Raw genomic sequence first — 23,062 nt, forward strand, 5'->3', positions numbered from 1 at the left:
TGTTCTCCTTAGCCCTTGCTCGTCGGGCGGACGATCACGTCGCCGCCGGGAGCACCGGGGATCGCGCCCTTGACCGCGATCAGGCCGCGCTCGGCGTCCACGCGGACGACCTCGAGGCGCTGGATCGACTTGGTCTCGGCGCCCATGTGGCCGGACATCTTCTTGCCCGGGAACACGCGACCCGGCGTCTGGCGCTGGCCGATCGAGCCCGGCGAACGATGCGACAGCGAGTTACCGTGCGTCGCGTCGCCCATGCGGAAGTTCCAGCGCTTGATCGTGCCCTGGAAGCCCTTGCCCTTGCTGATGCCCTGGACGTCGACGATCTGGCCCGGCTCAAAAATGTCGGCCTTGATCTCGCCGCCGATTTCGAAGCCGCCGATCTGGTCGTTCTCCACGCGCAGCTCCCACAGGCCACGGCCCGCGTCGACCTTCGCCTTGGCGAGATGACCGGCTTCCGGCTTGGTGAGCAGCGCGGCGCGACGCACTCCGACGGTTACCTGCACGGCGCTGTAGCCGTCGGTTTCCGGGGTCTTGATCTGGGTGATGCGGTTCGGCGTCGCTTCGATCAGCGTCACCGGAACCGAGCGGCCGTCCTCAAGGAAAACGCGGCTCATGCCGGCCTTGCGACCGACGATGCCCAACGAATATTTCTTCGCGGTCATGGTGGCGGCCTCAGGTCAGCTTGATCTGGACATCAACGCCAGCCGCGAGCTCGAGCTTCATGAGCGCGTCCACGGTCTTGTCGTTGGGGTCGACGATGTCGAGAACGCGCTTGTGCGTGCGGGTCTCGTACTGGTCACGCGCATCCTTGTCGGCATGCGGCGAGGTAAGGATGGTGAAGCGCTCGATCTTGGTCGGCAGCGGGATCGGGCCGCGCACTTGCGCGCCGGTCCGCTTCGCCGTCTCGACGATCTCGCTGGCCGAGCGATCGATCAGTCGATGATCGTACGCTTTCAGCCGAATTCGGATCTTCTGGTCCGCCATGACGGGGTTCCTTCGTTAAAGAGCGACGGGTGCGGCGGCTTCATGCGCCACACCCCACGATGAGCACGTATCGCGCGCCTTTCGGCAGGTGACACGCAAAAAACAAGGCAGGCCCGTTTCCGGGCCCGCCAGACAGAAAAGTATAAGGCGCGTGAAGCAGCGCGGCAAGCAGCAATGCTGCAACCGGTGCGACACACGACGCTTCCCTGTCGGGCGAATACGAACGGCATCCTGCCGCACATTTCGCTGTCGATCCCCCGACGAGTCAGGGGACCGTGATTCTAGCGTGGATGCGAAGACGGCGTAAAGAGGTCCGACGCCTTTCATCCGAAATTTGTGCCGCCTGATGAGGGCGGCACGGTACGACTCGCTTGCGTGGCCGTCCTGCCGGAGCCGAAGCAGCCGCAAGTACTCCCGGGAGACCCGGTAACCGGCTCTTACTTGATGATCTTCGCCACCACGCCGGCGCCGACGGTACGGCCGCCCTCGCGGATTGCAAAGCGCAGGCCTTCGTCCATCGCCACCGGGTTGATCAGCTGCACGGTCATCTTCACGTTGTCGCCCGGCATCACCATCTCCACGCCCTCGGGCAGGGTGCAGGCGCCGGTGATGTCGGTCGTGCGGAAGTAGAACTGCGGACGGTAGCCCTTGAAGAACGGCGTGTGGCGGCCGCCTTCGTCCTTGCTCAGCACATAGACCTCGGCCTCGAAGTCGGTGTGCGGCTTGATCGAACCGGGCTTGCACAGCACCTGGCCGCGCTCGACGTCGTCACGCTTGGTGCCGCGCAGCAGCAGGCCGGCGTTGTCGCCCGCCTGGCCCTGGTCCAGCAGCTTGCGGAACATCTCGACGCCGGTGACGACCGTCTTCTGGGTCGGACGGATACCGACGATCTCGATTTCCTCGCCCACCTTGATCACGCCGCGCTCGATGCGGCCGGTCACCACCGTGCCACGACCGGAGATCGAGAACACGTCCTCGACCGGCATCAGGAACGGCTTGTCGATGTCGCGCTCGGGCTGCGGGATCCAGGTGTCCAGCGCCTCGACCAGCTTGATGATCGACGGCACGCCGATCTCCGACTGGTCACCCTCGAGCGCCAGGCGGGCCGAGCCGTTGATGATCGGGGTGTCGTCGCCCGGGAAGTCGTACTTGCTCAGCAGCTCGCGAACTTCCATCTCGACCAGCTCGAGCAGCTCCGCGTCGTCCACCAGGTCCGCCTTGTTCAGGTAGACCAGGATGTACGGCACGCCGACCTGGCGGGCCAGCAGGATGTGCTCGCGCGTCTGCGGCATCGGGCCGTCCGCCGCCGAACACACCAGGATCGCGCCGTCCATCTGCGCCGCACCCGTGATCATGTTCTTGACATAGTCCGCGTGACCCGGGCAGTCGACGTGCGCGTAGTGGCGGTTCGCCGACTCGTATTCCACGTGCGCCGTCGAGATCGTGATGCCGCGCGCCTTCTCTTCCGGCGCCGCGTCGATCTGGTCGTAGCCCTTGAACTCACCACCAAAACGCTCGGCACCTACCTTCGTCAGCGCCGCCGTCAGCGTCGTCTTGCCGTGGTCAACGTGACCGATCGTGCCCACGTTCACGTGGGGCTTGGTGCGCTCGAACTTACCCTTGGCCATTGCAATTACCTCAGTTTCAGTTGATCCGGCGCCCCGGGCTGGTTGCCCGGGGCATTTGTTTTCGTCAGTTCTTCTTGATTACCGCTTCGGCGATGTTGTTCGGCGCCTCGGCGTAGTGATCGAATTCCATCGTGAAAGTGGCGCGGCCCTGCGACATGGAGCGCAGCGTCGTGGCGTAGCCGAACATTTCACCGAGCGGAATCATCGCGGCGATGATCTTGCCCGACGGGCTGTCGTCCTGACCCTGCAGGATGCCGCGACGACGGCTCACGTCGCCCATGACGTCACCGAGGTAATCCTCCGGCGTCACGATCTCGACCTTCATGATCGGCTCGAGCAGCACGGGCGAGGCCTTGTTGAAGCCTTCCTTGAAGCCCATCGAGCCGGCGATCTTGAACGCCATTTCCGACGAGTCGACCTCGTGATACGAGCCGTCGACCAGGCGGACCTTGACGTCCACGATCGGGTAGCCGGCCATGATGCCGTTCGCCACCGCTTCCTGGATGCCCTTGTCGACCGCCGGGATGTATTCCTTCGGTACAACGCCGCCGACGATCGCGTTCTCGAACTCGTAGCCCTTGCCCTGCTCGTTCGGCGAGATCTCGAGCCACACGTGGCCGAACTGACCCTTACCGCCCGACTGGCGCACGAACTTGCCTTCGGCCTTGACCGCCTTGCGGATGGTCTCGCGGTAGGCGACCTGCGGCTTGCCGACGTTCGCTTCGACGTTGAACTCGCGACGCATGCGGTCGACGAGGATGTCGAGGTGCAACTCGCCCATGCCGGAGATGATCGTCTGGCCGGATTCCTCGTCGGTGCGGACGCGGAACGACGGGTCTTCCTGCGCCAGGCGGCCCAGTGCGACGCCCATCTTTTCCTGGTCGGCCTTCGACTTCGGCTCCACCGCCATCGAGATGACGGGCTCCGGGAAGATCATGCGCTCGAGCGTGATGATGTGGTCCTGCGAGCAGAGCGTGTCACCGGTGGTGACGTCCTTCAGGCCGACAGCGGCGGCGATGTCGCCCGCGCGGACTTCCTTGATCTCTTCGCGCTGATTCGCATGCATCTGCAGAATGCGGCCCACGCGCTCCTTGCGGCTCTTGACGGGGTTGTACACCGCGTCGCCGGCATTGAGCACGCCCGAATACACGCGGAAGAACGTCAGCGAACCAACGTACGGGTCCGTCATGATCTTGAACGCGAGCGCCGAGAACGGGTCGGTATCCGACGCCTTGCGGCTGTCTTCCTTCTCGTCGTCGTCGATGCCCTGCACCGGCGGCCGATCGATCGGCGACGGCAGCAGGTGGATCACGGCGTCGAGCATCGCCTGCACGCCCTTGTTCTTGAACGCGGTGCCGCAGAAGACCGGAACGACCTCGACGCGCAGCGTGCGCTCGCGGATGCCCGCGATGATCTCGGCTTCGGTCAGCTCGCCGTCGTTGAGGTACTTGTCCATCAGCTCTTCGGACGCCTCGGCGGCGGCCTCGACCATGAACGCGCGCGCCTCTTCGGCCTTGGCCTTCAGGTGCGCCGGCAGCTCGACGTACTCGAACTTGGTGCCCTGCGACGCGACGTCCCAGGCGATCGCCTTCATCTTGACGAGATCGATGACGCCTTCGAAGTTTTCTTCGGCGCCGATCGGCACCTGCATCGGCACGGCATAGGCGCCGAGACGCGACTTCAGCTGCTCGACGACCTTGTCGAAGTTGGCACCGGTGCGGTCCATCTTGTTGACGAACGCCATGCGCGGCACGGCGTACTTGTTGGCCTGGCGCCACACGGTTTCCGACTGCGGCTGCACGCCGCCGACGGCGCACAGCACGAACACCGCACCGTCGAGCACGCGAAGGCTACGCTCGACTTCGATCGTGAAGTCGACGTGGCCCGGGGTGTCGATGATGTTGAAGCGGTGCTCGGGGAAGCTGCGGTCCATGCCCGACCAGAAGCAGGTCGTTGCAGCGGACGTGATCGTGATGCCGCGTTCCTGCTCCTGCTCCATCCAGTCCATCGTCGCGGCACCTTCGTGCACTTCGCCGATCTTGTGGTTGACGCCGGTGTAGAAAAGCACGCGCTCGGTCGTGGTGGTTTTGCCGGCATCGATGTGGGCCATGATGCCGAAATTGCGGTAACGCTCGATGGGAGTGGTGCGAGCCACGGGACCCTCTCGTAAATTTGGGTTTCACAAATGGCCGGACGCCGCCCTTGAAGGCGGCCTCCGGTTGGAGGAGCGACTACTGCCGCTCCTGTCAGCGCCGAAGCGCTAGATCACCAGCGGTAGTGCGCGAAGGCCTTGTTGGCCTCGGCCATGCGATGCGTCTCTTCCCGCTTCTTGATGGCGCCGCCGCGGTTTTCGCTGGCGTCCATCAGTTCGGCAGCAAGCTTGCGCGGCATCGAGTTCTCGCCGCGCTTGCGAGCCGAATCGATCAACCAGCGCATCGCGAGCGCCGAACGGCGCGTTGGGCGCACTTCGACCGGCACCTGGTACGTGGCACCACCGACGCGGCGGGACTTCACCTCGACGGCGGGGGCAACGTTCGTCAGGGCCTTCTCGACGAGCTCGAGCGCATTCGGGCTCTTCTCGCCGATCACGTCCATGGCGCCATAGACGATCTTCTCGGCAATCGACTTCTTGCCGCTCTTCATGACCATATTGATGAAGCGGGCGATCGTGTCGCTCCCATGCTTGGGATCGGGCAGGACCGAGCGCTGCGGAGTGGAACCTTTACGCGACATTGGCGTGAACCTCGTATCAGTCGACGGCGCGTTCTACGCGCCTGCCGGAATCAGGACTTCTTCGGACGCTTGGCGCCGTACTTGGAGCGGCTCTGGCGACGCTTGGCGACACCGGAGGCATCGAGCGCACCGCGCACGGTGTGGTAGCGAACGCCCGGCAGGTCCTTGACGCGACCGCCGCGGATCAGCACGACCGAGTGCTCCTGCAGGTTGTGGCCTTCGCCGCCGATGTACGAAATGATTTCGTAACCGTTGGTGAGACGCACCTTGGCGACCTTGCGAAGCGCCGAGTTCGGCTTCTTCGGGGTCGTGGTGTAGACGCGCGTGCAGACGCCACGACGCTGCGGGCAGTTCGCGAGTGCCGGCGAGGCGCTCTTGTAGGTTTCAGGGTTGCGCGGCTTGCGCACAAGCTGATTGATGGTCGCCATCTGGAGCTCTTCGTTTGGGCCGAGACCCGTGGAAAACGGAAGGCCAGCCCCGAGGGGCCAGCCAAGACGAATGAACCTAGCCCGCGTCCGGAATTACCGGTCGCGAGCTCGATTCGTGCGATGCACCGGCCGCCGCAAGGGCGCGCGCAACGCTTAGATCCCACCCTGCCCTGGGTCCAATACGAGGCACGTCCTGTGGCCTCATTTGGTGATCTGGGGCCGCCCTGAGGCTGCCCGGGTATTGCTTAGCCGCGAGAGTATAGCAGGGCCGGCCCGCCCGAAGGCAAGCCGGCCCGCTCGATCACTCTTCCTCGCTGCCGCCGGCCGCTTCGGTCGCGGCGGGCGCTTCCTCGACAGCCGCCACGGGGGCGACGGTCGCAGGTGCCGACAGCGTCTCGAACTCGAGGTCGGTCAGGCCCGAAGCGTCCTTGCGGCGCTGGCTGTGGTACGCCAGGCCGGTACCTGCCGGGATCAGGCGACCGACGATCACGTTCTCCTTGAGGCCGCGCAACGTGTCGCGGGTGCCGCGGACGGCCGCCTCGGTGAGCACGCGCGTGGTCTCCTGGAACGAAGCTGCCGAGATGAACGATTCCGTCGCAAGCGAGGCCTTGGTAATGCCGAGCAGGACGGGGTCGTACTTCGCGAGGATCTCGTTGCGACCGCCGAGGCGACGGTTCTCCTCGATCAGACGCTGGCGCTCGACCTGCTCGCCGGCCAGGAACTTGCTGTCCCCGGCGTCGGCGATCTCGATCTTGCGCAGCATCTGGCGAACGATCACCTCGATGTGCTTGTCGTTGATCTTGACGCCCTGCAGGCGGTAGACGTCCTGGATCTCCTTGGTCAGGTAGACCGCCAGCGGCTCGACGCCGAGCAGGCGCAGGATGTCCTGCGGGTTCGGCTCGCCGTCCACCACGGTCTCGCCCTTCTCCACGTGCTCGCCTTCGAACACGATGATCTGGCGGTACTTCGGGATCAGCTCTTCGTGCTCGCTGCCATCCGAGTCGCGGATGATCAGGCGCTGCTTGCCCTTGGTGTCCTTGCCGAACGAGACGATGCCCGAACGCTCGGCGAGGATCGCCGGGTCCTTCGGCTTGCGCGCTTCGAACAGGTCGGCAACGCGCGGCAGACCACCGGTGATGTCGCGGGTCTTCGACGCTTCCTGCGGGATCTTCGCGACCACGTCGCCGACGCCGACCGGCGCGCCGTCCTGCAGGTTGACGATCGAGCGCGGCGGCAGCATGTACTGGGCCGGCAGGTCCGTGTTCGGGATCTGCAGGTCCTTGCCGTTCGCGTCGACGATCCGCACGAGCGGACGCAGGTCCTTCGCCTGCGTACCGCGACGCTTCGGATCGGTGATCTCGCTGGACGCGAGGCCGGTCAGTTCGTCGGTCTTCTGCATGACGGTGACGCCGTCGATGAAGTCGATGAAGCGCATGAAGCCCTTCACCTCCGACACGATCGGATGGTTATGCGGGTCCCAGTTCGCGACTTGCTGGCCGGCACGCACTTCCGCACCGTCACGCACGGTGATCGTCGCGCCGTACGGGAGCTTGTAACGCTCGCGCTCGCGGCCGTGCGCGTCGAGGATCGACAATTCGCCCGAGCGCGACACCGCGACCAGGTGACCGTTGGCGTGGTCGACGTGCTTGAGGTTGTTGAACTTGACCGAACCGTTGGTCTTGACCGTGATGTTGTCGATCGCTGCTGCTCGCGACGCCGCACCACCGATGTGGAACGTACGCATCGTCAGCTGCGTGCCCGGCTCGCCGATCGACTGCGCCGCGACGACACCCACCGCCTCGCCGTGATTGACGAGGTGGCCGCGGCCGAGGTCGCGGCCGTAGCAGAACGCGCAGACGCCGAACGGCGTTTCGCAGGTGATGGTCGAACGCACCTTGATCGACTGCACGCTGGCTTCTTCGAGCTTGGCGACCCAGGCCTCGTCGAGCAGCGTGTTGCGGGTGACGATCGGATCTTCGTCGTTGCCCGGCAGGAACACGTCCTCGGCCACGACGCGACCCAGCACGCGCTCCTTCAGCGGCTCGACCACGTCGCCGCCTTCGACGATCGGGGTCATCATCAGACCCTCGAGCGTGCCGCAGTCGGTTTCGGTGATCACCACGTCCTGCGCGACGTCGACGAGTCGACGGGTCAGGTAGCCCGAGTTCGCCGTCTTCAGCGCGGTATCCGCGAGACCCTTACGGGCACCGTGGGTCGAGATGAAGTACTGGAGGACGTTCAGGCCTTCGCGGAAGTTCGCGGTGATCGGGGTCTCGATGATCGAGCCGTCCGGCTTCGCCATCAGGCCGCGCATACCGGCGAGCTGGCGGATCTGCGCCTGCGAACCACGCGCACCGGAGTCAGCCATGATGTAGATCGAGTTCATCGACTTCTGCGCGACCTGCTTGCCGTCGCTGCCTTCCACCATCTCGGTGCCGATCGCTTCCATCATCGCCTTGGCCACGCGCTCGTTCGTGCGCGACCAGATGTCGACGACCTTGTTGTAGCGCTCGCCGGCCGTGACCAGGCCCGACTGGTACTGCTGCTGGATTTCCAGCACCTCGGTCTCGGCCTCGTCCAGGATGCCCTTCTTCTCGTCGGGGATGATCATGTCGTCGATGCCGATCGACACGCCGGCGCGCGTTGCATACGCGAAGCCGGTGTACATCAGCTGGTCGGCGAAGATCACCGTGTCCTTCAGGCCCAGCTGGCGATAGCAGCTGTTGATCAGGCGCGAGATGTTCTTCTTGGTCAGCTCGGTGTTGGCGAGCTCGTAGGGCAGGCCCTCCGGCAGGATTTCCTGCAGGAGTGCACGGCCGACCGTCGTATCGACGATCGACGTCTGCTTCGAGCGCGAGCCGTCATCGGCGATGACCGTCTGCGTGATGCGCACCTTGACCTTGGCGTGCAGTTCGACGACGCGGTTGTCGTACGCGCGCTTGACCTCGGCGACGTTCGCGAACGCCATGCCCTCGCCCTTCTTGTTCACCAGCGCGCGGGTCATGTAGTACAGGCCGAGCACGACGTCCTGCGACGGCACGATGATCGGCTCGCCGTTCGCCGGCGACAGGATGTTGTTCGACGCCATCATCAGCGCGCGCGCTTCCAGCTGGGCTTCCAGCGAGAGCGGCACGTGGACGGCCATCTGGTCACCGTCGAAGTCGGCGTTGAATGCCGTACAGACGAGCGGATGCAGCTGGATCGCCTTGCCTTCGATGAGGACCGGCTCGAACGCCTGGATGCCGAGGCGATGCAAGGTCGGCGCACGGTTGAGCAGCACCGGGTGCTCGCGGATCACCTCTTCGAGGATGTCCCACACCTGCGCCTCTTCGCGCTCGACGAGCTTCTTGGCGGCCTTGATCGTCGTGGCGAGGCCACGGCGCTGCAGCTTGGAGAAGATGAAGGGCTTGAAGAGCTCGAGCGCCATCTTCTTCGGAAGGCCGCACTCGTGCAGGCGCAGGGTCGGGCCGACCACGATGACCGAACGGCCCGAGTAATCGACGCGCTTGCCGAGCAGGTTCTGGCGGAAGCGGCCCTGCTTGCCCTTGATCATGTCGGCGAGCGACTTGAGCGGGCGCTTGTTGGTGCCGGTGATGGCGCGGCCACGGCGGCCGTTGTCCATCAGCGCGTCGACCGACTCCTGCAGCATGCGCTTCTCGTTGCGCACGATGATGTCCGGCGCGTTGAGCTCAAGGAGGCGACGCAGGCGGTTGTTGCGGTTGATGACGCGGCGGTACAGGTCGTTGAGGTCCGACGTCGCGAAGCGGCCACCGTCCAGCGGGACGAGCGGGCGCAGGTCCGGCGGCAGCACCGGCAGGACGGTCATGACCATCCACTCCGGGCGGTTGCCGGACTCGACGAACGCTTCGATCAGCTTGATGCGCTTGGTGAGGCGCTTGAGCTTGGTCTCCGAACCGGTCGACGCGATGTCCTCGCGCAGCTGGATCATTTCCGACTGCAGGTCGAGCGTGCGCAGCAGCTCGTACACCGCCTCGGCGCCCATCGCGGCGTCGAAGTCGTCGCCGTGCTCCTGGCGCGCGGTCATGTACTGCTCTTCGTTGAGCAGCTGGCCACGCTCCATCGGCGTCAGGCCCGGCTCCGTCACCACGAAAGCTTCGAAGTACAGGATGCGTTCGATGTCGCGCAGCGTCATGTCGAGCATCAGGCCGATGCGCGACGGAAGCGACTTCAGGAACCAGATGTGCGCGACCGGCGAGGCGAGGTCGATGTGGCCCATGCGCTCGCGGCGCACCTTGGCCAGCGTGACTTCGGTGCCGCACTTCTCGCAGACCACGCCGCGGTGCTTCATGCGCTTGTACTTGCCGCACAGGCACTCGTAGTCCTTGATCGGGCCGAAGATCGCGGAGCAGAACAGGCCGTCACGCTCGGGCTTGAACGTGCGGTAGTTGATCGTCTCCGGCTTCTTGACCTCGCCGTAGGACCACGAACGGATCAGTTCCGGCGATGCCAGGCCGATCTTGATCGCGTCGAAGTCGATCGTCGTGCGCTGCTGGTTGAACAGATTGAGCAGGTCTTTCATTTCAGTCTCCTGGGGAGCGAAGTGCATCGAGAACGTCGTTGATTCCCGGCGTTCCGGCGCGCGTTGTCGCGCGCCGTGGGCCGGCGTCCCGTTCTCAGATCTCTTCGAGCTCCATGTTGATCGCCAGCGAGCGGATTTCCTTCACGAGCACGTTGAAGGACTCCGGCATGCCCGCGACCATCTCGTAGTCGCCGTCGACGATGTTCTTGTACATCTGGTTGCGGCCCTGCACGTCGTCGGACTTCACCGTCAGCATTTCCTGCAGGGTGTAGGCCGCGCCGTACGCTTCCAGCGCCCAGACTTCCATCTCGCCGAAGCGCTGGCCGCCGAACTGCGCCTTGCCGCCCAGCGGCTGCTGGGTGACGAGCGAGTACGGACCGGTCGAACGCGCGTGCATCTTGTCGTCGACGAGGTGGTTCAGCTTCAGCATGTGCATGTAGCCGATCGTGACGGGGCGTTCGAACGCCTCGCCGGTACGGCCGTCATGCAGGATCGTCTGGCCGCTGGTCGGCAGGTCGGCGAGTTCGAGCATGCGCTTGATCTCCGACTCGGCCGCACCGTCGAACACCGGCGTCGCCATCGGCACGCCGTCGCACAGGTTCTTGGCGAGGCGGATGAGCTCCTCGTCGCTGAACTGCTTGAGGTCGACGCGCTCGCCCATCACCGCGGTGTCGTGGTTGTAGACGTCGCCGAGGAACTTGCGAAGTTCGGTCACCGCGTTCTGCGCCTGCAGCATGCGATCGATTTTCTTGCCGAGGCCCTTGGCGGCCCAGCCCAGGTGCACTTCGAGGATTTGGCCGATGTTCATTCGGCTCGGCACGCCGAGCGGATTGAGCACGATGTCGACGGTCTGGCCGTCGGCGGCGTATGGCATGTCCTCGACCGGAACGATGGTCGAAACGACACCCTTGTTGCCGTGGCGGCCGGCCATCTTGTCGCCCGGCTGGATGCGGCGCTTAACGGCGAGGAACACCTTGACCATCTTCAGCACGCCCGGTGCGAGGTCATCGCCCTGGGTGATCTTGCCGCGCTTGTCGGCGAAGCGACGTTCGAATTCCTTCTGGTATTCGTCGATCTGCTTCTGCGCGCGCTCGATCGCGTCGACCGCGTCCTCGTCCTTCATGCGAAGGGTGAACCAGTCCTTGCGCGACAGGCTGTCGAGCACGAGGCTCGTCACCGTCTCGCCCTTCTTGAGGTTGCCGCCACCGTTGGCGACCTTGCCGATCAGCTGCGAACGCAGGCGGTCGTAGATCGCGGCTTCGAGGATGCGGAACTGGTCGTCGAAGTCCTTCTTGACGCGACGGATCTCGGATTCCTCGATCTGGCGCGCACGCTTGTCCTTCTCGATGCCGTCGCGCGTGAAGACCTGCACGTCGATCACCACGCCGTCCATGCCCGGGGGCACGCGCAGCGAGCTGTCCTTAACGTCCGATGCCTTCTCGCCGAAGATCGCGCGCAGCAGCTTCTCTTCCGGCGTCAGCTGGCTCTCGCCCTTCGGCGTGACCTTGCCCACGAGGATGTCGCCGGCACGGACTTCCGCACCGATGTAGACCACGCCCGATTCGTCGAGGCGGCCGAGCGCCTGCTCGGACACGTTCGGGATGTCGGCGGTGATTTCCTCCGGCCCGAGCTTGGTGTCGCGCGCCTGCACGGTGAGCTCTTCGATGTGGATCGTGGTGTAGCGATCCTCCTCGACCACGCGCTCGGAGAGCAGGATCGAGTCCTCGAAGTTGTAGCCGTTCCACGGCATGAACGCGACCAGCATGTTCTGACCCAGCGCGAGCTCGCCGATGTCCGTCGACGGACCGTCGGCCAGCACGTCGCCGCGCTCGATACGGTCACCGACCTTCACCAGCGGGCGCTGGTTGATGCAGGTGTTCTGGTTCGAACGGGTGTACTTGATCAGGTTGTAGATATCGACGCCGGCGTCGAGGCCTTCGTTGACTTCCGTCTCCGTGACCTTGACCACGATGCGCGCCGCGTCGATCTGCTCGATCACGCCGCCACGCTTCGCGTTCACCGTGACGCCCGAGTCACGCGCCACGGCGCGCTCGATGCCGGTTCCGACCAGCGGCTTCTGCGAACGCAGCGTCGGCACGGCCTGGCGCTGCATGTTGGCGCCCATGAGTGCGCGGTTTGCGTCATCGTGCTCGAGGAACGGCACGAGCGCCGCGGCGACCGACACTGTCTGCATCGGCGAGACGTCCATGAAGTGGACCTCGCTCGGCGCCTTCAGCAGCGACTCGCCCTGGTAGCGGCAGGCGACGAACTGCGCCGTCATCATGCCCTTGTCGTCCTGCGGCGCATTCGCCTGGGCGATGACGTACTCGTTCTCCTCGATCGCCGACAGGAACTCGACGTCGTCGGTGACCTTGCCGTCCACGACCTTGCGGTAAGGCGTTTCGAGGAAGCCGTACTGGTTGGTGCGCGCGAACACGGCGAGCGAGTTGATCAGGCCGATGTTCGGCCCTTCCGGCGTCTCGATGGTGCAGACGCGGCCGTAATGCGTCGGGTGCACGTCGCGCACTTCGAAGCCGGCGCGCTCACGCGTCAGGCCGCCCGGTCCGAGGGCCGACACGCGACGCTTGTGCGTGACTTCCGACAGCGGGTTGTTCTGGTCCATGAACTGCGACAGCTGCGAGGAGCCGAAGAACTCCTTGATCGCGGCGGCCACGGGCTTGGCGTTGATGAGTTCCTGCGGCGTGAGGCCTTCGGACTCGGCCATCGACAGGCGCTCCTTGACCGCACGCTCGACGCGCACGAGGCCGACGCGGAAGGTGTTCTCCGCCATTTCACCGACCGAACGCACGCGACGGTTGCCGAGATGATCGATGTCATCGACCACGCCGCGGCCGTTGCGGATCTCGGTGAGCACGCGGATCACGTCGAGGATGTCGGACGTCTTGCCGAACGCGTTGCGCAGGCGACCGGACTCCTCGTCCTTGCGATCCTGGAAGTACTTGGCGTCGTACAGCACCGACGCGCCTTCCGTTTCCTTGCGGCCGAGGCGGCGATTGAACTTCATCCGGCCCACGCCCGAGAGGTCGTAGCGCTCGAATGTGAAGAACAGGTTGTGGAACAGGTTCTGCGCGGCATCCTTGGTCGGCGGCTCGCCCGGACGCATCATCCGGTAGATCTCGACCAGCGCTTCGAGCTGCGTCTTCGACGGGTCGATGCGCAGCGTGTTGGAGATGTACGGGCCGCGGTCGAGGTCGTTGACCCACAGCGTGCCGATCTGCTCGATGCCCGCCTTGCGAAGGGCTTCGAGATGCGTGTCGTTGATCTCTTCGTTGGCGCTGGCGATGAGCTCGCCGGTCTTCGAATCGACCACGTCGTGCGAGAGGATGCGGCCGACCAGGTAGCTGTCCGGCACCGCGAGCGCGGCGATGCCGGCCTGCTCGAGCTGGCGCACGTGCCGCGCGGTCACGCGACGGCCCGCCTCGACGATGATCTTGTCGCCATCGGCCAGGTCGAAGTCGAGCGTTTCACCGCGCAGGCGCTCCGGCACCAGCTCCCACTGCACGCCCTCGGGCAGGATGTGGAAGGTGTTGATGTCGAAGAACTGCGCGAGCATCTCGGTGTTGTTGTAGCCGAGCGCGCGCAGCAGGATGGTCACCGGCAGCTTGCGGCGACGGTCGATGCGGCAGAACACCGAATCCTTCGGGTCGAACTCGAAGTCGAGCCACGAGCCGCGGTACGGAATGATGCGCGCGGAGTACAGCAGCTTGCCCGAGCTGTGCGTCTTGCCGCGGTCGTGGTCGAAGAACACGCCCGGCGAGCGGTGCAGCTGCGAGACGATGACGCGCTCGGTGCCATTGACGATGAAGGTGCCGTTCTCGGTCATGAGCGGGATCTCGCCCATGTAGACCTCCTGCTCCTTCACATACTTGATCGCCTTGGTCGACGACTCACGGTCGTAGATCACCAGGCGAACGGTCACGCGGAGCGGCGCGCCGTAGCTCATGCCGCGCTGGCGGCACTCGCGTTCGTCGAACGCCGGCTCGCCGAGCTTGTAGCCGACGTATTCCAGGGCCGCATTGCCGCTGTAGCTGGCGATCGGGAAGACCGACTTCAGCGCAGCGTGCAGGCCGCGATCCTCGCGCTTGGCGGGATCGGTCTTTTCCTGCAGGAACTCGCGGTACGAGTCGACCTGGATCGCGAGCAGGAACGGGACTTCGAGGATCGCGCGGCGCTTGCCGAAATCCTTGCGGATGCGCTTCTTCTCGGTGAACGAGTACGTCGTCATGGGAACTGCCGCCTCTCTTGGAGCGGGGATCGGGGATCGTGGATCCGTCGCGTTGTGATGTTTCGGACTCTCGATCCGTCAACCCCGTAAGGGGATGAACTGTCAGTTGGAAGCCGCAGGTATTGCCGGCACCTGCACGCCTTCTGAAGCTGCTTCCAACTACCAACTCGGTTGGGTTTCTTACCGCGGGACCCGGGGAACGGAAAGGCTCGAGCCCGGGCCGCGATGCGCGGCGTCGGACAACGAACCGGTTGAAACGTTCCGGAAAACCGGGTCCTTCAACAACGGCCAAAGGCCGGGAGCATTCGCTCCCAGCCTTCAGTTGGTCGCCAGTGGAATCCGGCGACGCAAGGGCTGCTTACTTGACCTCGACGGTCGCGCCAGCAGCTTCCAGGTCCTTCTTCATCTTCGCGGCGTCGTCCTTCGACGCGCCTTCCTTCACGACGCCACCGGCCTCGGTCAGGTCCTTCGCTTCCTTCAGGCCGAGGCCCGTGATCGCGCGAACGGCCTTGATGACTTCGACCTTCTTTTCGCCAGCCGACTTCAGGATGACGTTGAACTCGGTCTGCTCTTCGACCGGGGCGGCAGCGGCGGCCGGGCCAGCGGCCATGACCGGGGCAGCGGCGGAGACGCCGAACTTCTCTTCGATCGCCTTGACGAGGTCCATGACTTCCATCAGCGACTTGGTGGCGATGGCGTCGACGATCTGCTCGTTGGTAACGGACATTGTGATTTACCTTTCGGAAATAGGTTTCTAAAGCGGATTCAGGAAATTACGCGGCGATCAGGCGGTTTCAGCGGCGGCTTCTTCAGCCGGCGCGGCGTCGCCGCCACCCTGCTGATCGGCCACGGCCTTGACTGCACGCGCGAACATGGCGGCCGGTTCGGCCAGCACGCGGGCGAGCATCGCGAGCGCCTGCTCACGGGTCGGCAGCGAGGCCAGGACGTCCACGTGGGCGGCAGGCAGCAGCTTGCCCTCCACCGAGACGACCTTCGCCTTGAGCTTGTCGTTGCCCTTGGATGCGTCCTTGATCAGGCGACCGGCGGCGCCGGGCTCCTCGAGCGAGAACGCATAGAGCAGCGGACCAACCAGGGCGTCCTGGACGCACGCGAAATCGGTGCCTTCAACGGCGCGCGATGCCAGCGTGTTCTTGACGACCTTGAGGTACACACCCGTTTCGCGAGCTTTCTTGCGCATCTCGGTCATCTGACTGACCGTGGTGCCCGCGTACTCGGCCGCGACCAGGGAGTGCGCCTTACCGGCGATTTCCGCCAGTTCCGCGACGACTTCCTGCTTCTGGGACAGTTTGAGAGCCATTGCACTCCTCCAAATGAACTCCGCGAACGGCCGGGGGCCGAAGCGGGACGGGGCGACGCCAGTCCATGGCATCGGGGACGCCGCGAGGCATCCCGTGGTGGCCGTCCAGAAACGAATTTCCAGAAGGGCACCATCTACGCAGGCTGTAGCGATTAAGTGGCCCCGCTTCGACCGACGGCGATTCCCTTGCCGTACTGAGCTTTCCTAGCCCGTCGCCGGTCGGCGCAGACCGCACCTGCGGTCTTTGACGGTCGCTGCTACCGAAGCAGCAGCGCCTTCAAAAGAGTCGGCCGACGGCGTGAGCCATCGGCCTTGAAACGATTACTTGAGAGCGAGCGATGCCTGGTCGACCGTCACGCCCGGACCCATGGTCGAGCTGATCGCGATCTTCTGCAGGTAGTGGCCCTTCGAGGTCGACGGCTTGGCCTTGATCAGGTCGAGCAGCAGCGCCTGGAGGTTGTCCTTGAGCTTGTCGGCGTCGAAATCGGCCTTGCCGATCGTGCAGTGAATGATACCTGCCTTGTCGGTGCGATACCGGACCTGGCCGCCCTTGGCGTTCTTGACCGCTTCAGCCGGGTTGGCGGAAACCGTACCGACCTTCGGGTTGGGCATCAGGCCACGCGGACCGAGCACCTGGCCGAGCTTGCCGACCACGCGCATCGCATCCGGCGTCGCGATGACGACGTCGTAGTTGAGCTCGCCGGCCTGCATGCGCTCGGCGAGGTCGTCCATGCCGACCGCTTCCGCGCCGGCAGCGAGGGCCTCGTCGGCCTTGGCACCGGCCGGCGCGAACACCGCGACGCGGACCGACTTGCCGGTACCGGCGGGCAGCACGGTCGAGCCGCGCACCTGCTGGTCGGACTTCTTGGCGTCGACGCCAAGACGCACGGCGACGTCGATCGACTCGACGAACTTCGCCTTGGTGGCCGACTTCACGATCTGGATGGCGTCGTCGAAGGGATAAGCCTTACCCGGGACGACTGCGGCCTTGATGGCCTTCTGGCGCTTGTTCATTGGCATGTCTTAGCCCTCCACCACGAGACCCATGGAGCGGGCGGAACCCGCAATCGTCTTCACCGCGGCATCCAGGTCGGCCGCCGTCAGGTCGGCTTCCTTCTGCTTGGCGATGTCCTCGAGCTGGGCGCGGGTGACCTTGCCCACCTTCTCGGTGTTGGGACGCTTGGAGCCGGACGTGATGCCCGCCGCCTTCTTCAAAAGCACCGATGCCGGCGTGCTCTTCGTGATGAAGGTGAACGTGCGGTCCGAGTAGGCGGTGATGATGACCGGCGTCGGCAGGCCCGGCTCGAGCTTGGAGGTCGCGGCGTTGAACGCCTTGCAGAACTCCATGATGTTCAGGCCGCGCTGACCGAGAGCGGGACCGACCGGCGGCGAGGGATTGGCCTGGCCGGCCTTCACCTGCAGCTTGATGTAACCAACGACTTTCTTAGCCACGATGCTTCTCCTGGAGTTCGAACGTCAGCGGCGGCAAGCCGGTGACTCCTCCTTTCGTTGAAAACCGGAACAGGCTGCGCCCGCTCCGCCTCCCCGGAGTCATCCGGCCTTAGGCCGGATCAACCGCGGGAGTTATCCGCACGAACGTACGGGTAACGTTATTTGGCCTTCTCGACCTGGCCGAACTCGAGTTCGACAGGGGTCGAGCGACCGAAAATCAGGACCGCCACGCGCAGGCGGCTCTTGTCGTAGTTGATTTCTTCAACCACGCCGTTGAAGTCGTTGAACGGGCCGTCGACGACTCGAACCATCTCGCCGGGCTCGAACAGCACCTTCGGACGCGGCTTCTCGACGCCTTCCTGCACGCGCTGGAGAATCTGGTCGGCCTCGCGGTCGGAGATGGGCAGCGGTCGATCGGCTGTGCCGCCGATGAAGCCCATCACCTTCGACGTCTCCTTGATCAGGTGCCAGCACTCGCTGTCGATCCGGGGGATGCCATTGTCGTCATGGACCGCGATCTGCACGAGCACGTAGCCCGGGAAGAACTTGCGCTCCGACCGGCGCTTCTGCCCGGCGCGCATCTCGACCACTTCCTCGGTCGGCACCAGCACTTCGCCGAAGCGATCTTCCATGCCGTCGCGGATGATGCGATCGCGCAGCCCCTGCGCCACGGACTTCTCGAAGCCCGAGTAGGCATGCACCACGAACCAACGCTTCTTTACTTCGCTCATCTCAACGCCCCAGCAACAGCTTGACCAACGCCTGGATGACCACGTCGAAGCCCGCAAGCAGCACGCTGAGGATCAGCACGGCGAGCATGACGACCCACGTGGTCCGCAGGGCTTCCTGGCGGGTCGGCCAGACGACCTTTCGGAGTTCGAACCGCGATTCGGACAGGAAGCTGCGCGTGCGGCCGCCGCGGCCCGAGGTCGCAAACAGCAGCGCACCGGCGAGGACGCCGGCAATGACCATGATCGCGCGCACCGGCGTCGACAGGTCCGCGAACCAGTAGAAGCCGAATATGCCGGCGGCCACCAGCAGCACGGCGACGACGTACTTCGCTATATCGACGGCGGCAGTGCCACCGGGCTGGGCGCCGCGATTTGGTACGACTTTGGTGTTCACGTCAGGCGAGTCCCTCGCAAAAGCCCCTGCATCCATGCGCGGACTTTGATGATGTTCGGTTCGACGGGCATCCAGATGACCGTCGAGGTGGCACGCCAGGAGGGACTCGAACCCCCAACCTGCGGTTTTGGAGACCGCTGCTCTGCCAATTGAGCTACTGGCGTATCGTTCTTTGGGCATGTTCCGAAAAGGCAATGGCGGCTCGCGCCGCCCTGCCGTTTCCGCCCGGTTGTGGCACAGGCGCCATAAGCCGCCTGTGCCGTCCGGCGCCCGCAGGCTCGAAGCCTGGCGAACGCCGGAGCTACCTGAACACTGTTCGGGTAACCGGCTCTTACTTGATGATCTTCGCCACCACGCCGGCGCCGACGGTACGGCCGCCTTCGCGGATTGCAAAGCGCAGGCCTTCGTCCATCGCCACCGGGTTGATCAGCTGCACGGTCATCTTCACGTTGTCGCCCGGCATCACCATCTCCACGCCCTCGGGCAGGGTGCAGGCGCCGGTGATGTCGGTCGTGCGGAAGTAGAACTGCGGACGGTAGCCCTTGAAGAACGGCGTGTGGCGGCCGCCTTCGTCCTTGCTCAGCACATAGACCTCGGCCTCGAAGTCGGTGTGCGGCTTGATCGAACCGGGCTTGCACAGCACCTGGCCGCGCTCGACGTCGTCACGCTTGGTGCCGCGCAGCAGCAGGCCGGCGTTGTCGCCCGCCTGGCCCTGGTCGAGCAGCTTGCGGAACATCTCGACGCCGGTGACGACCGTCTTCTGGGTCGGACGGATACCGACGATCTCGATTTCCTCGCCCACCTTGATCACGCCGCGCTCGATGCGGCCGGTCACCACCGTGCCACGACCGGAGATCGAGAACACGTCCTCGACCGGCATCAGGAACGGCTTGTCGATGTCGCGCTCGGGCTGCGGGATCCAGGTGTCCAGCGCCTCGACCAGCTTGATGATAGACGGCACGCCGATCTCCGACTGGTCACCCTCGAGCGCCAGGCGGGCCGAGCCGTTGATGATCGGGGTGTCGTCGCCCGGGAAGTCGTACTTGCTCAGCAGCTCGCGAACTTCCATCTCGACCAGCTCGAGCAGCTCCGCGTCGTCCACCAGGTCCGCCTTGTTCAGGTAGACCAGGATGTACGGCACGCCGACCTGGCGGGCCAGCAGGATGTGCTCGCGCGTCTGCGGCATCGGGCCGTCCGCCGCCGAACACACCAGGATCGCGCCGTCCATCTGCGCCGCACCCGTGATCATGTTCTTGACATAGTCCGCGTGACCCGGGCAGTCGACGTGCGCGTAGTGGCGGTTCGCCGACTCGTATTCCACGTGCGCCGTCGAGATCGTGATGCCGCGCGCCTTCTCTTCCGGCGCCGCGTCGATCTGGTCGTAGCCCTTGAACTCACCACCAAAACGCTCGGCACCTACCTTCGTCAGCGCCGCCGTCAGCGTCGTCTTGCCGTGGTCAACGTGACCGATCGTGCCCACGTTCACGTGGGGCTTGGTGCGCTCGAACTTACCCTTGGCCATGGTTCCGTCTCGTTGGGGCGCTTCGCTGGAAGCGTTCAGGGGATTGCTGTTTGAACAGTCCGACCATGCCTGGCCGGGCCGTTGCGGAAGGATCCGCGTACAACGTGGTGCTCACGAAAGGAATCGAACCTTCGACCTCCTCCTTACCAAGGAGGTGCTCTACCGACTGAGCTACGTGAGCGTGTGTTGCGGCCCTGCGGGTATCTGTCGCGGCTTCAATGGAGCGGGAGACGGGAATCGAACCCGCACAATCAGCTTGGAAGGCTGAAGTTCTACCATTGAACTACTCCCGCGCCGGACGAACCTGCTTGGGTACTGCACCGGTGGTTGGTAACGCCGCCGGTTTGGATCGAATGCTGGTGGAGGGAGGTGGATTCGAACCACCGAAGGCGTAAGCCAGCAGATTTACAGTCTGCCCCCGTTGGCCGCTTGGGTATCCCTCCAGAGAGCCCGCAATTCTGGCGGACCGGTCAGGCCAAGTCAACGCATCGTTCACTTGTCCCACCCGATGTCGACCGCCGTCAGACGTTGAAGCGGAAATGCAGGACGTCGCCTTCCTGCACCCGGTATTCCTTGCCCTCGAGACGCAGCCGGCCCGCATCGCGCGCGCCGGATTCGCCGCGATACTTGAGGAAATCGTCGAAACCGATGGTCTCGGCGCGGATGAAGCCCTTCTCGAAATCGGTGTGGATGACCGCGGCCGCCTGCGGGGCCGTGGAACCGGCCCGGACGGTCCAGGCGCGAACTTCCTTCACGCCGGCGGTGAAGTAGGTCTGCAGGCCCAGCAGCTTGTAGGCCGCGCGGATCACCCGGTTCAGCCCGGGCTCGTCCAGGCCCAGATCGGTCAGGAATGCGTCGCGGTCGACATCGTCCAGCTGGCTGAGCTCTTCCTCGATGGCCGCCGAGACCGGCACCACCTCGGCGCCCTCGGCCTTCGCCCGCTCGCGCACGGCGTCGAGGTGCGGATTGTTCTCGAAGCCGTCCTCCAGCACGTTGGCGACGTAAAGCACCGGCTTGATCGTGATCAGGAACAGGTCGCGCACCGCCGCCTTGTCCTCGTCGGACAGGCCGAGCGCACGCGCCGCCGTGCCGGCGTCGAGCCCGGTGCGGATGCGACCCAGGATCTCCGCCCGGACCTTCGCCTCCTTGTCGCCCGTCTTGGCCGAGCGCTCGGCGCGCTGCAGCGCCTTGTCGACCGACTCGAGATCGGCCAGCGCCAGTTCGGTGTCGATCGTGTCGATGTCGGCGAGCGGGTCGACCTTGTTGTTGACGTGGATGACGTCCGGATTCTCGAAGCAGCGCACCACGTGGGTGATCGCGTCGACCTCGCGGATGTGCGCCAGGAACTTGTTGCCCAGGCCCTCACCCGAGGCCGCGCCAGCGACGAGGCCGGCGATGTCGACGAACTCGACCGCGGTCGGGATGACTTTTTGCGGCTTGACGATCTCCGCCAGCTGGTTGAGCCGCGGATCCGGCACGGGGACGATGCCGACGTTCGGCTCGATCGTGCAGAACGGAAAATTTGCCGCGGCGATGCCCGCCTTGGTCAGCGCGTTGAAAAGGGTCGACTTGCCGACGTTGGGCAGGCCGACGATGCCGCATTTGATGCCCATGGTCTGGCTCCGGTGATTCGAACGGTGATGCGGAAGCGGCCGCAAAGCAGCCGTTTCCGCATGCCCGCTCAGGCTTTGGCGGTGTTGAGGCGCTTCATCGCCTCGTTGACGTCGCCGGCGACCGCCAGCGGCATGACATCGATGGCGTCGTCGATCGAGCGCAGGATCATGGCTTCGTCAGCCGCCGTGGGCTTGCCGAGCACCCAGCCGACGACCTTGTCCTTGTGGCCGGGATGGCCGATACCCACGCGCAGGCGATGGAACTTCGCGTGGCCGAGCAGTCGGATCGTGTCGCGCAGGCCGTTCTGGCCGCCGTGGCCGCCGTCGAACTTGAGCCGTGCCGTACCGGGCGGAAGGTCCAGTTCGTCGTGGGCGAGCAACGCCTCGTCCGGTTCGATCTTCCAGAACCGCAGCGCCGCCGTAACCGACTTGCCCGCGAGGTTCATGAAGGTCGCCGGCTTGAGCAGCCACACCGCCGAGCCGCCGATGTCCACCTTGCAGGTCTCGCCGAACAGCTTCGGCTCGATGCGGAACTGCCCGCCGTACTTGCGTGCGAGCTCGTCCACGAACCAGAACCCGGCGTTATGCCGCTGGCGCGCGTGTTCCGGCCCCGGGTTCCCGAGACCGACGATGAGTCGTAGCCCTGCCATGCAAGTCGCAGAAACGACGAACGGGCCGACCGTGAGGCCGGCCCGTCCGCGAATCGCTTACTTCTTCGGCGCTTCCGGGGCGGCGGCTTCGCCACCCTCGCCCGGCGCAGGCTCTTCCTGGCCGGTACGGCCAAGCTTCGCGCTGACCACGGCGACATCGTGTTCCTTGCCGAGCTTGAGCTCGGGGATCTCGACGCCTTCCGGCAGCTTGAGGTCCGACAGGTGGATGACGTCGCCGAGCTTGAGGTCGGCCAGGTCGATCTCGATGAACTCCGGCAGGTCCTTGGGCAGGCAGCTCACTTCGACTTCGTTGAGCTCGTGCGCGACGACGACTTCGGCGGTCTTGCCGGCCGGCGACGTGTCCTGGTTGAGGAAGTGCAGCGGCACGCTGGCGCGCAGCGTCTCGTTTGCATTCACGCGCTGGAAGTCCAGGTGCATGATCTGCTGCTTGAACGGATGGCGCTGCATGTCACGCAGCAGCACGCTCTCGACGGCGCCGTCGACATCGAGCGACAGGATCGACGAGTAGAACCACTCGTTCTGGCTGGCGACCCAGATCTTTTCCTGGTCCAGCTGGATCTGCTTCGGCTCGGTGCTGCCGCCGTAGATGATGGCCGGGATGCCGGAAGCATGACGCAGGCGGCGGCTCGCACCCTTCCCCTTGTCGCTGCGGCCGGTGGCCTTGATGGTGTGTTCGGACATTTGAATTGCTCGCTTTCTACTGCAGGAAAATCGCCTCGCGGCGATCGAGACACTCGTCCGCGACCAGACGAGTGGGATGCGGCTTGCGCCGCAAAAACTAGTCGACGTAAAGCGAACTCAC

The 23,062-nt window shown here is 64.9% G+C and carries 18 protein-coding genes and 4 tRNA genes; all 22 read right to left on the reverse strand.

The genetic code is table 11. The annotated features are described in order from the left end of the window. Positions 1 to 8: 8 nt before the first annotated feature. Complete coding sequence (rplC, locus tag FW784_RS00930) at positions 9 to 662, reverse strand: 50S ribosomal protein L3 (protein WP_149351482.1); 654 nt, start codon at positions 660 to 662, stop codon at positions 9 to 11. A gap of 10 nt (positions 663 to 672) precedes the next feature. Next, a complete protein-coding gene (gene rpsJ / locus FW784_RS00935) occupies positions 673 to 984 on the reverse strand; it encodes a 30S ribosomal protein S10 (protein ID WP_149351483.1) in 312 nt (103 codons plus the stop codon). A gap of 437 nt (positions 985 to 1,421) precedes the next feature. Continuing rightward, entirely contained in the window at positions 1,422 to 2,612 is a 1,191-nt protein-coding gene (gene tuf / locus FW784_RS00940; RefSeq protein WP_149351484.1) for an elongation factor Tu, read from the reverse strand. 64 nt (positions 2,613 to 2,676) lie between these two features. Next, entirely contained in the window at positions 2,677 to 4,767 is a 2,091-nt protein-coding gene (fusA, locus tag FW784_RS00945; protein WP_149351485.1) for an elongation factor G, read from the reverse strand. 110 nt (positions 4,768 to 4,877) lie between these two features. Further along, positions 4,878 to 5,345: a 30S ribosomal protein S7 gene (gene rpsG, locus FW784_RS00950; protein ID WP_149351486.1), complete on the reverse strand. Its 468-nt coding sequence runs from the start codon at positions 5,343 to 5,345 to the stop codon at positions 4,878 to 4,880. Between the two features lie 50 nt (positions 5,346 to 5,395). Next, positions 5,396 to 5,773 carry a 30S ribosomal protein S12 gene (gene rpsL / locus FW784_RS00955; protein WP_149351487.1) on the reverse strand — a complete coding sequence of 126 codons (378 nt, stop codon included), beginning with the start codon at positions 5,771 to 5,773 and terminating at the stop codon, positions 5,396 to 5,398. A gap of 301 nt (positions 5,774 to 6,074) precedes the next feature. Continuing rightward, complete coding sequence (rpoC, locus tag FW784_RS00960; RefSeq protein ID WP_149351488.1) at positions 6,075 to 10,313, reverse strand: DNA-directed RNA polymerase subunit beta'; 4,239 nt, start codon at positions 10,311 to 10,313, stop codon at positions 6,075 to 6,077. A gap of 94 nt (positions 10,314 to 10,407) precedes the next feature. Continuing rightward, positions 10,408 to 14,559, reverse strand: a complete 4,152-nt coding sequence (gene rpoB / locus FW784_RS00965; protein WP_149351489.1) for a DNA-directed RNA polymerase subunit beta — start codon at positions 14,557 to 14,559, stop codon at positions 10,408 to 10,410. 358 nt (positions 14,560 to 14,917) lie between these two features. Next, entirely contained in the window at positions 14,918 to 15,286 is a 369-nt protein-coding gene (gene rplL / locus FW784_RS00970; protein WP_149351490.1) for a 50S ribosomal protein L7/L12, read from the reverse strand. A gap of 57 nt (positions 15,287 to 15,343) precedes the next feature. Then, positions 15,344 to 15,877, reverse strand: coding sequence for a 50S ribosomal protein L10 (gene rplJ, locus FW784_RS00975; RefSeq protein WP_149351491.1), 534 nt, complete (start codon positions 15,875 to 15,877; stop codon positions 15,344 to 15,346). Between the two features lie 321 nt (positions 15,878 to 16,198). Next, the gene (gene rplA / locus FW784_RS00980) at positions 16,199 to 16,897 is read right to left on the reverse strand and encodes a 50S ribosomal protein L1 (protein WP_149351492.1); all 699 of its coding nucleotides are present in this window, start codon (positions 16,895 to 16,897) and stop codon (positions 16,199 to 16,201) included. A 3-nt stretch (positions 16,898 to 16,900) separates the two neighbouring features. Beyond that, positions 16,901 to 17,329 carry a 50S ribosomal protein L11 gene (rplK, locus tag FW784_RS00985; protein WP_149351493.1) on the reverse strand — a complete coding sequence of 143 codons (429 nt, stop codon included), beginning with the start codon at positions 17,327 to 17,329 and terminating at the stop codon, positions 16,901 to 16,903. 158 nt (positions 17,330 to 17,487) lie between these two features. Next, positions 17,488 to 18,060: a transcription termination/antitermination protein NusG gene (nusG, locus tag FW784_RS00990; protein WP_149351494.1), complete on the reverse strand. Its 573-nt coding sequence runs from the start codon at positions 18,058 to 18,060 to the stop codon at positions 17,488 to 17,490. Position 18,061: 1 nt separating this feature from the next. Next, positions 18,062 to 18,454 carry a preprotein translocase subunit SecE gene (secE, locus tag FW784_RS00995; protein ID WP_149351495.1) on the reverse strand — a complete coding sequence of 131 codons (393 nt, stop codon included), beginning with the start codon at positions 18,452 to 18,454 and terminating at the stop codon, positions 18,062 to 18,064. Between the two features lie 88 nt (positions 18,455 to 18,542). Beyond that, a tRNA-Trp gene (locus FW784_RS01000) sits at positions 18,543 to 18,618 on the reverse strand. A 167-nt stretch (positions 18,619 to 18,785) separates the two neighbouring features. Beyond that, positions 18,786 to 19,976, reverse strand: a complete 1,191-nt coding sequence (gene tuf / locus FW784_RS01005; RefSeq protein ID WP_149351484.1) for an elongation factor Tu — start codon at positions 19,974 to 19,976, stop codon at positions 18,786 to 18,788. 105 nt (positions 19,977 to 20,081) lie between these two features. Beyond that, positions 20,082 to 20,157, reverse strand: a tRNA-Thr gene (locus FW784_RS01010). Between the two features lie 38 nt (positions 20,158 to 20,195). Further along, positions 20,196 to 20,269: transfer RNA gene (locus tag FW784_RS01015), tRNA-Gly, on the reverse strand. A gap of 64 nt (positions 20,270 to 20,333) precedes the next feature. Continuing rightward, positions 20,334 to 20,419, reverse strand: a tRNA-Tyr gene (locus FW784_RS01020). Positions 20,420 to 20,497: 78 nt separating this feature from the next. Continuing rightward, the gene (gene ychF, locus FW784_RS01025; RefSeq protein ID WP_149351496.1) at positions 20,498 to 21,589 is read right to left on the reverse strand and encodes a redox-regulated ATPase YchF; all 1,092 of its coding nucleotides are present in this window, start codon (positions 21,587 to 21,589) and stop codon (positions 20,498 to 20,500) included. A gap of 68 nt (positions 21,590 to 21,657) precedes the next feature. Further along, positions 21,658 to 22,239, reverse strand: a complete 582-nt coding sequence (gene pth, locus FW784_RS01030) for an aminoacyl-tRNA hydrolase (protein ID WP_149351497.1) — start codon at positions 22,237 to 22,239, stop codon at positions 21,658 to 21,660. Positions 22,240 to 22,296: 57 nt separating this feature from the next. Further along, the gene (locus FW784_RS01035; protein WP_149351498.1) at positions 22,297 to 22,941 is read right to left on the reverse strand and encodes a 50S ribosomal protein L25/general stress protein Ctc; all 645 of its coding nucleotides are present in this window, start codon (positions 22,939 to 22,941) and stop codon (positions 22,297 to 22,299) included. Positions 22,942 to 23,062: the final 121 nt, after the last annotated feature.

Origin of the sequence: Cognatilysobacter lacus (assembly GCF_008274655.1) — a bacterium.
Lineage (GTDB): Bacteria > Pseudomonadota > Gammaproteobacteria > Xanthomonadales > Xanthomonadaceae > Cognatilysobacter > Cognatilysobacter lacus.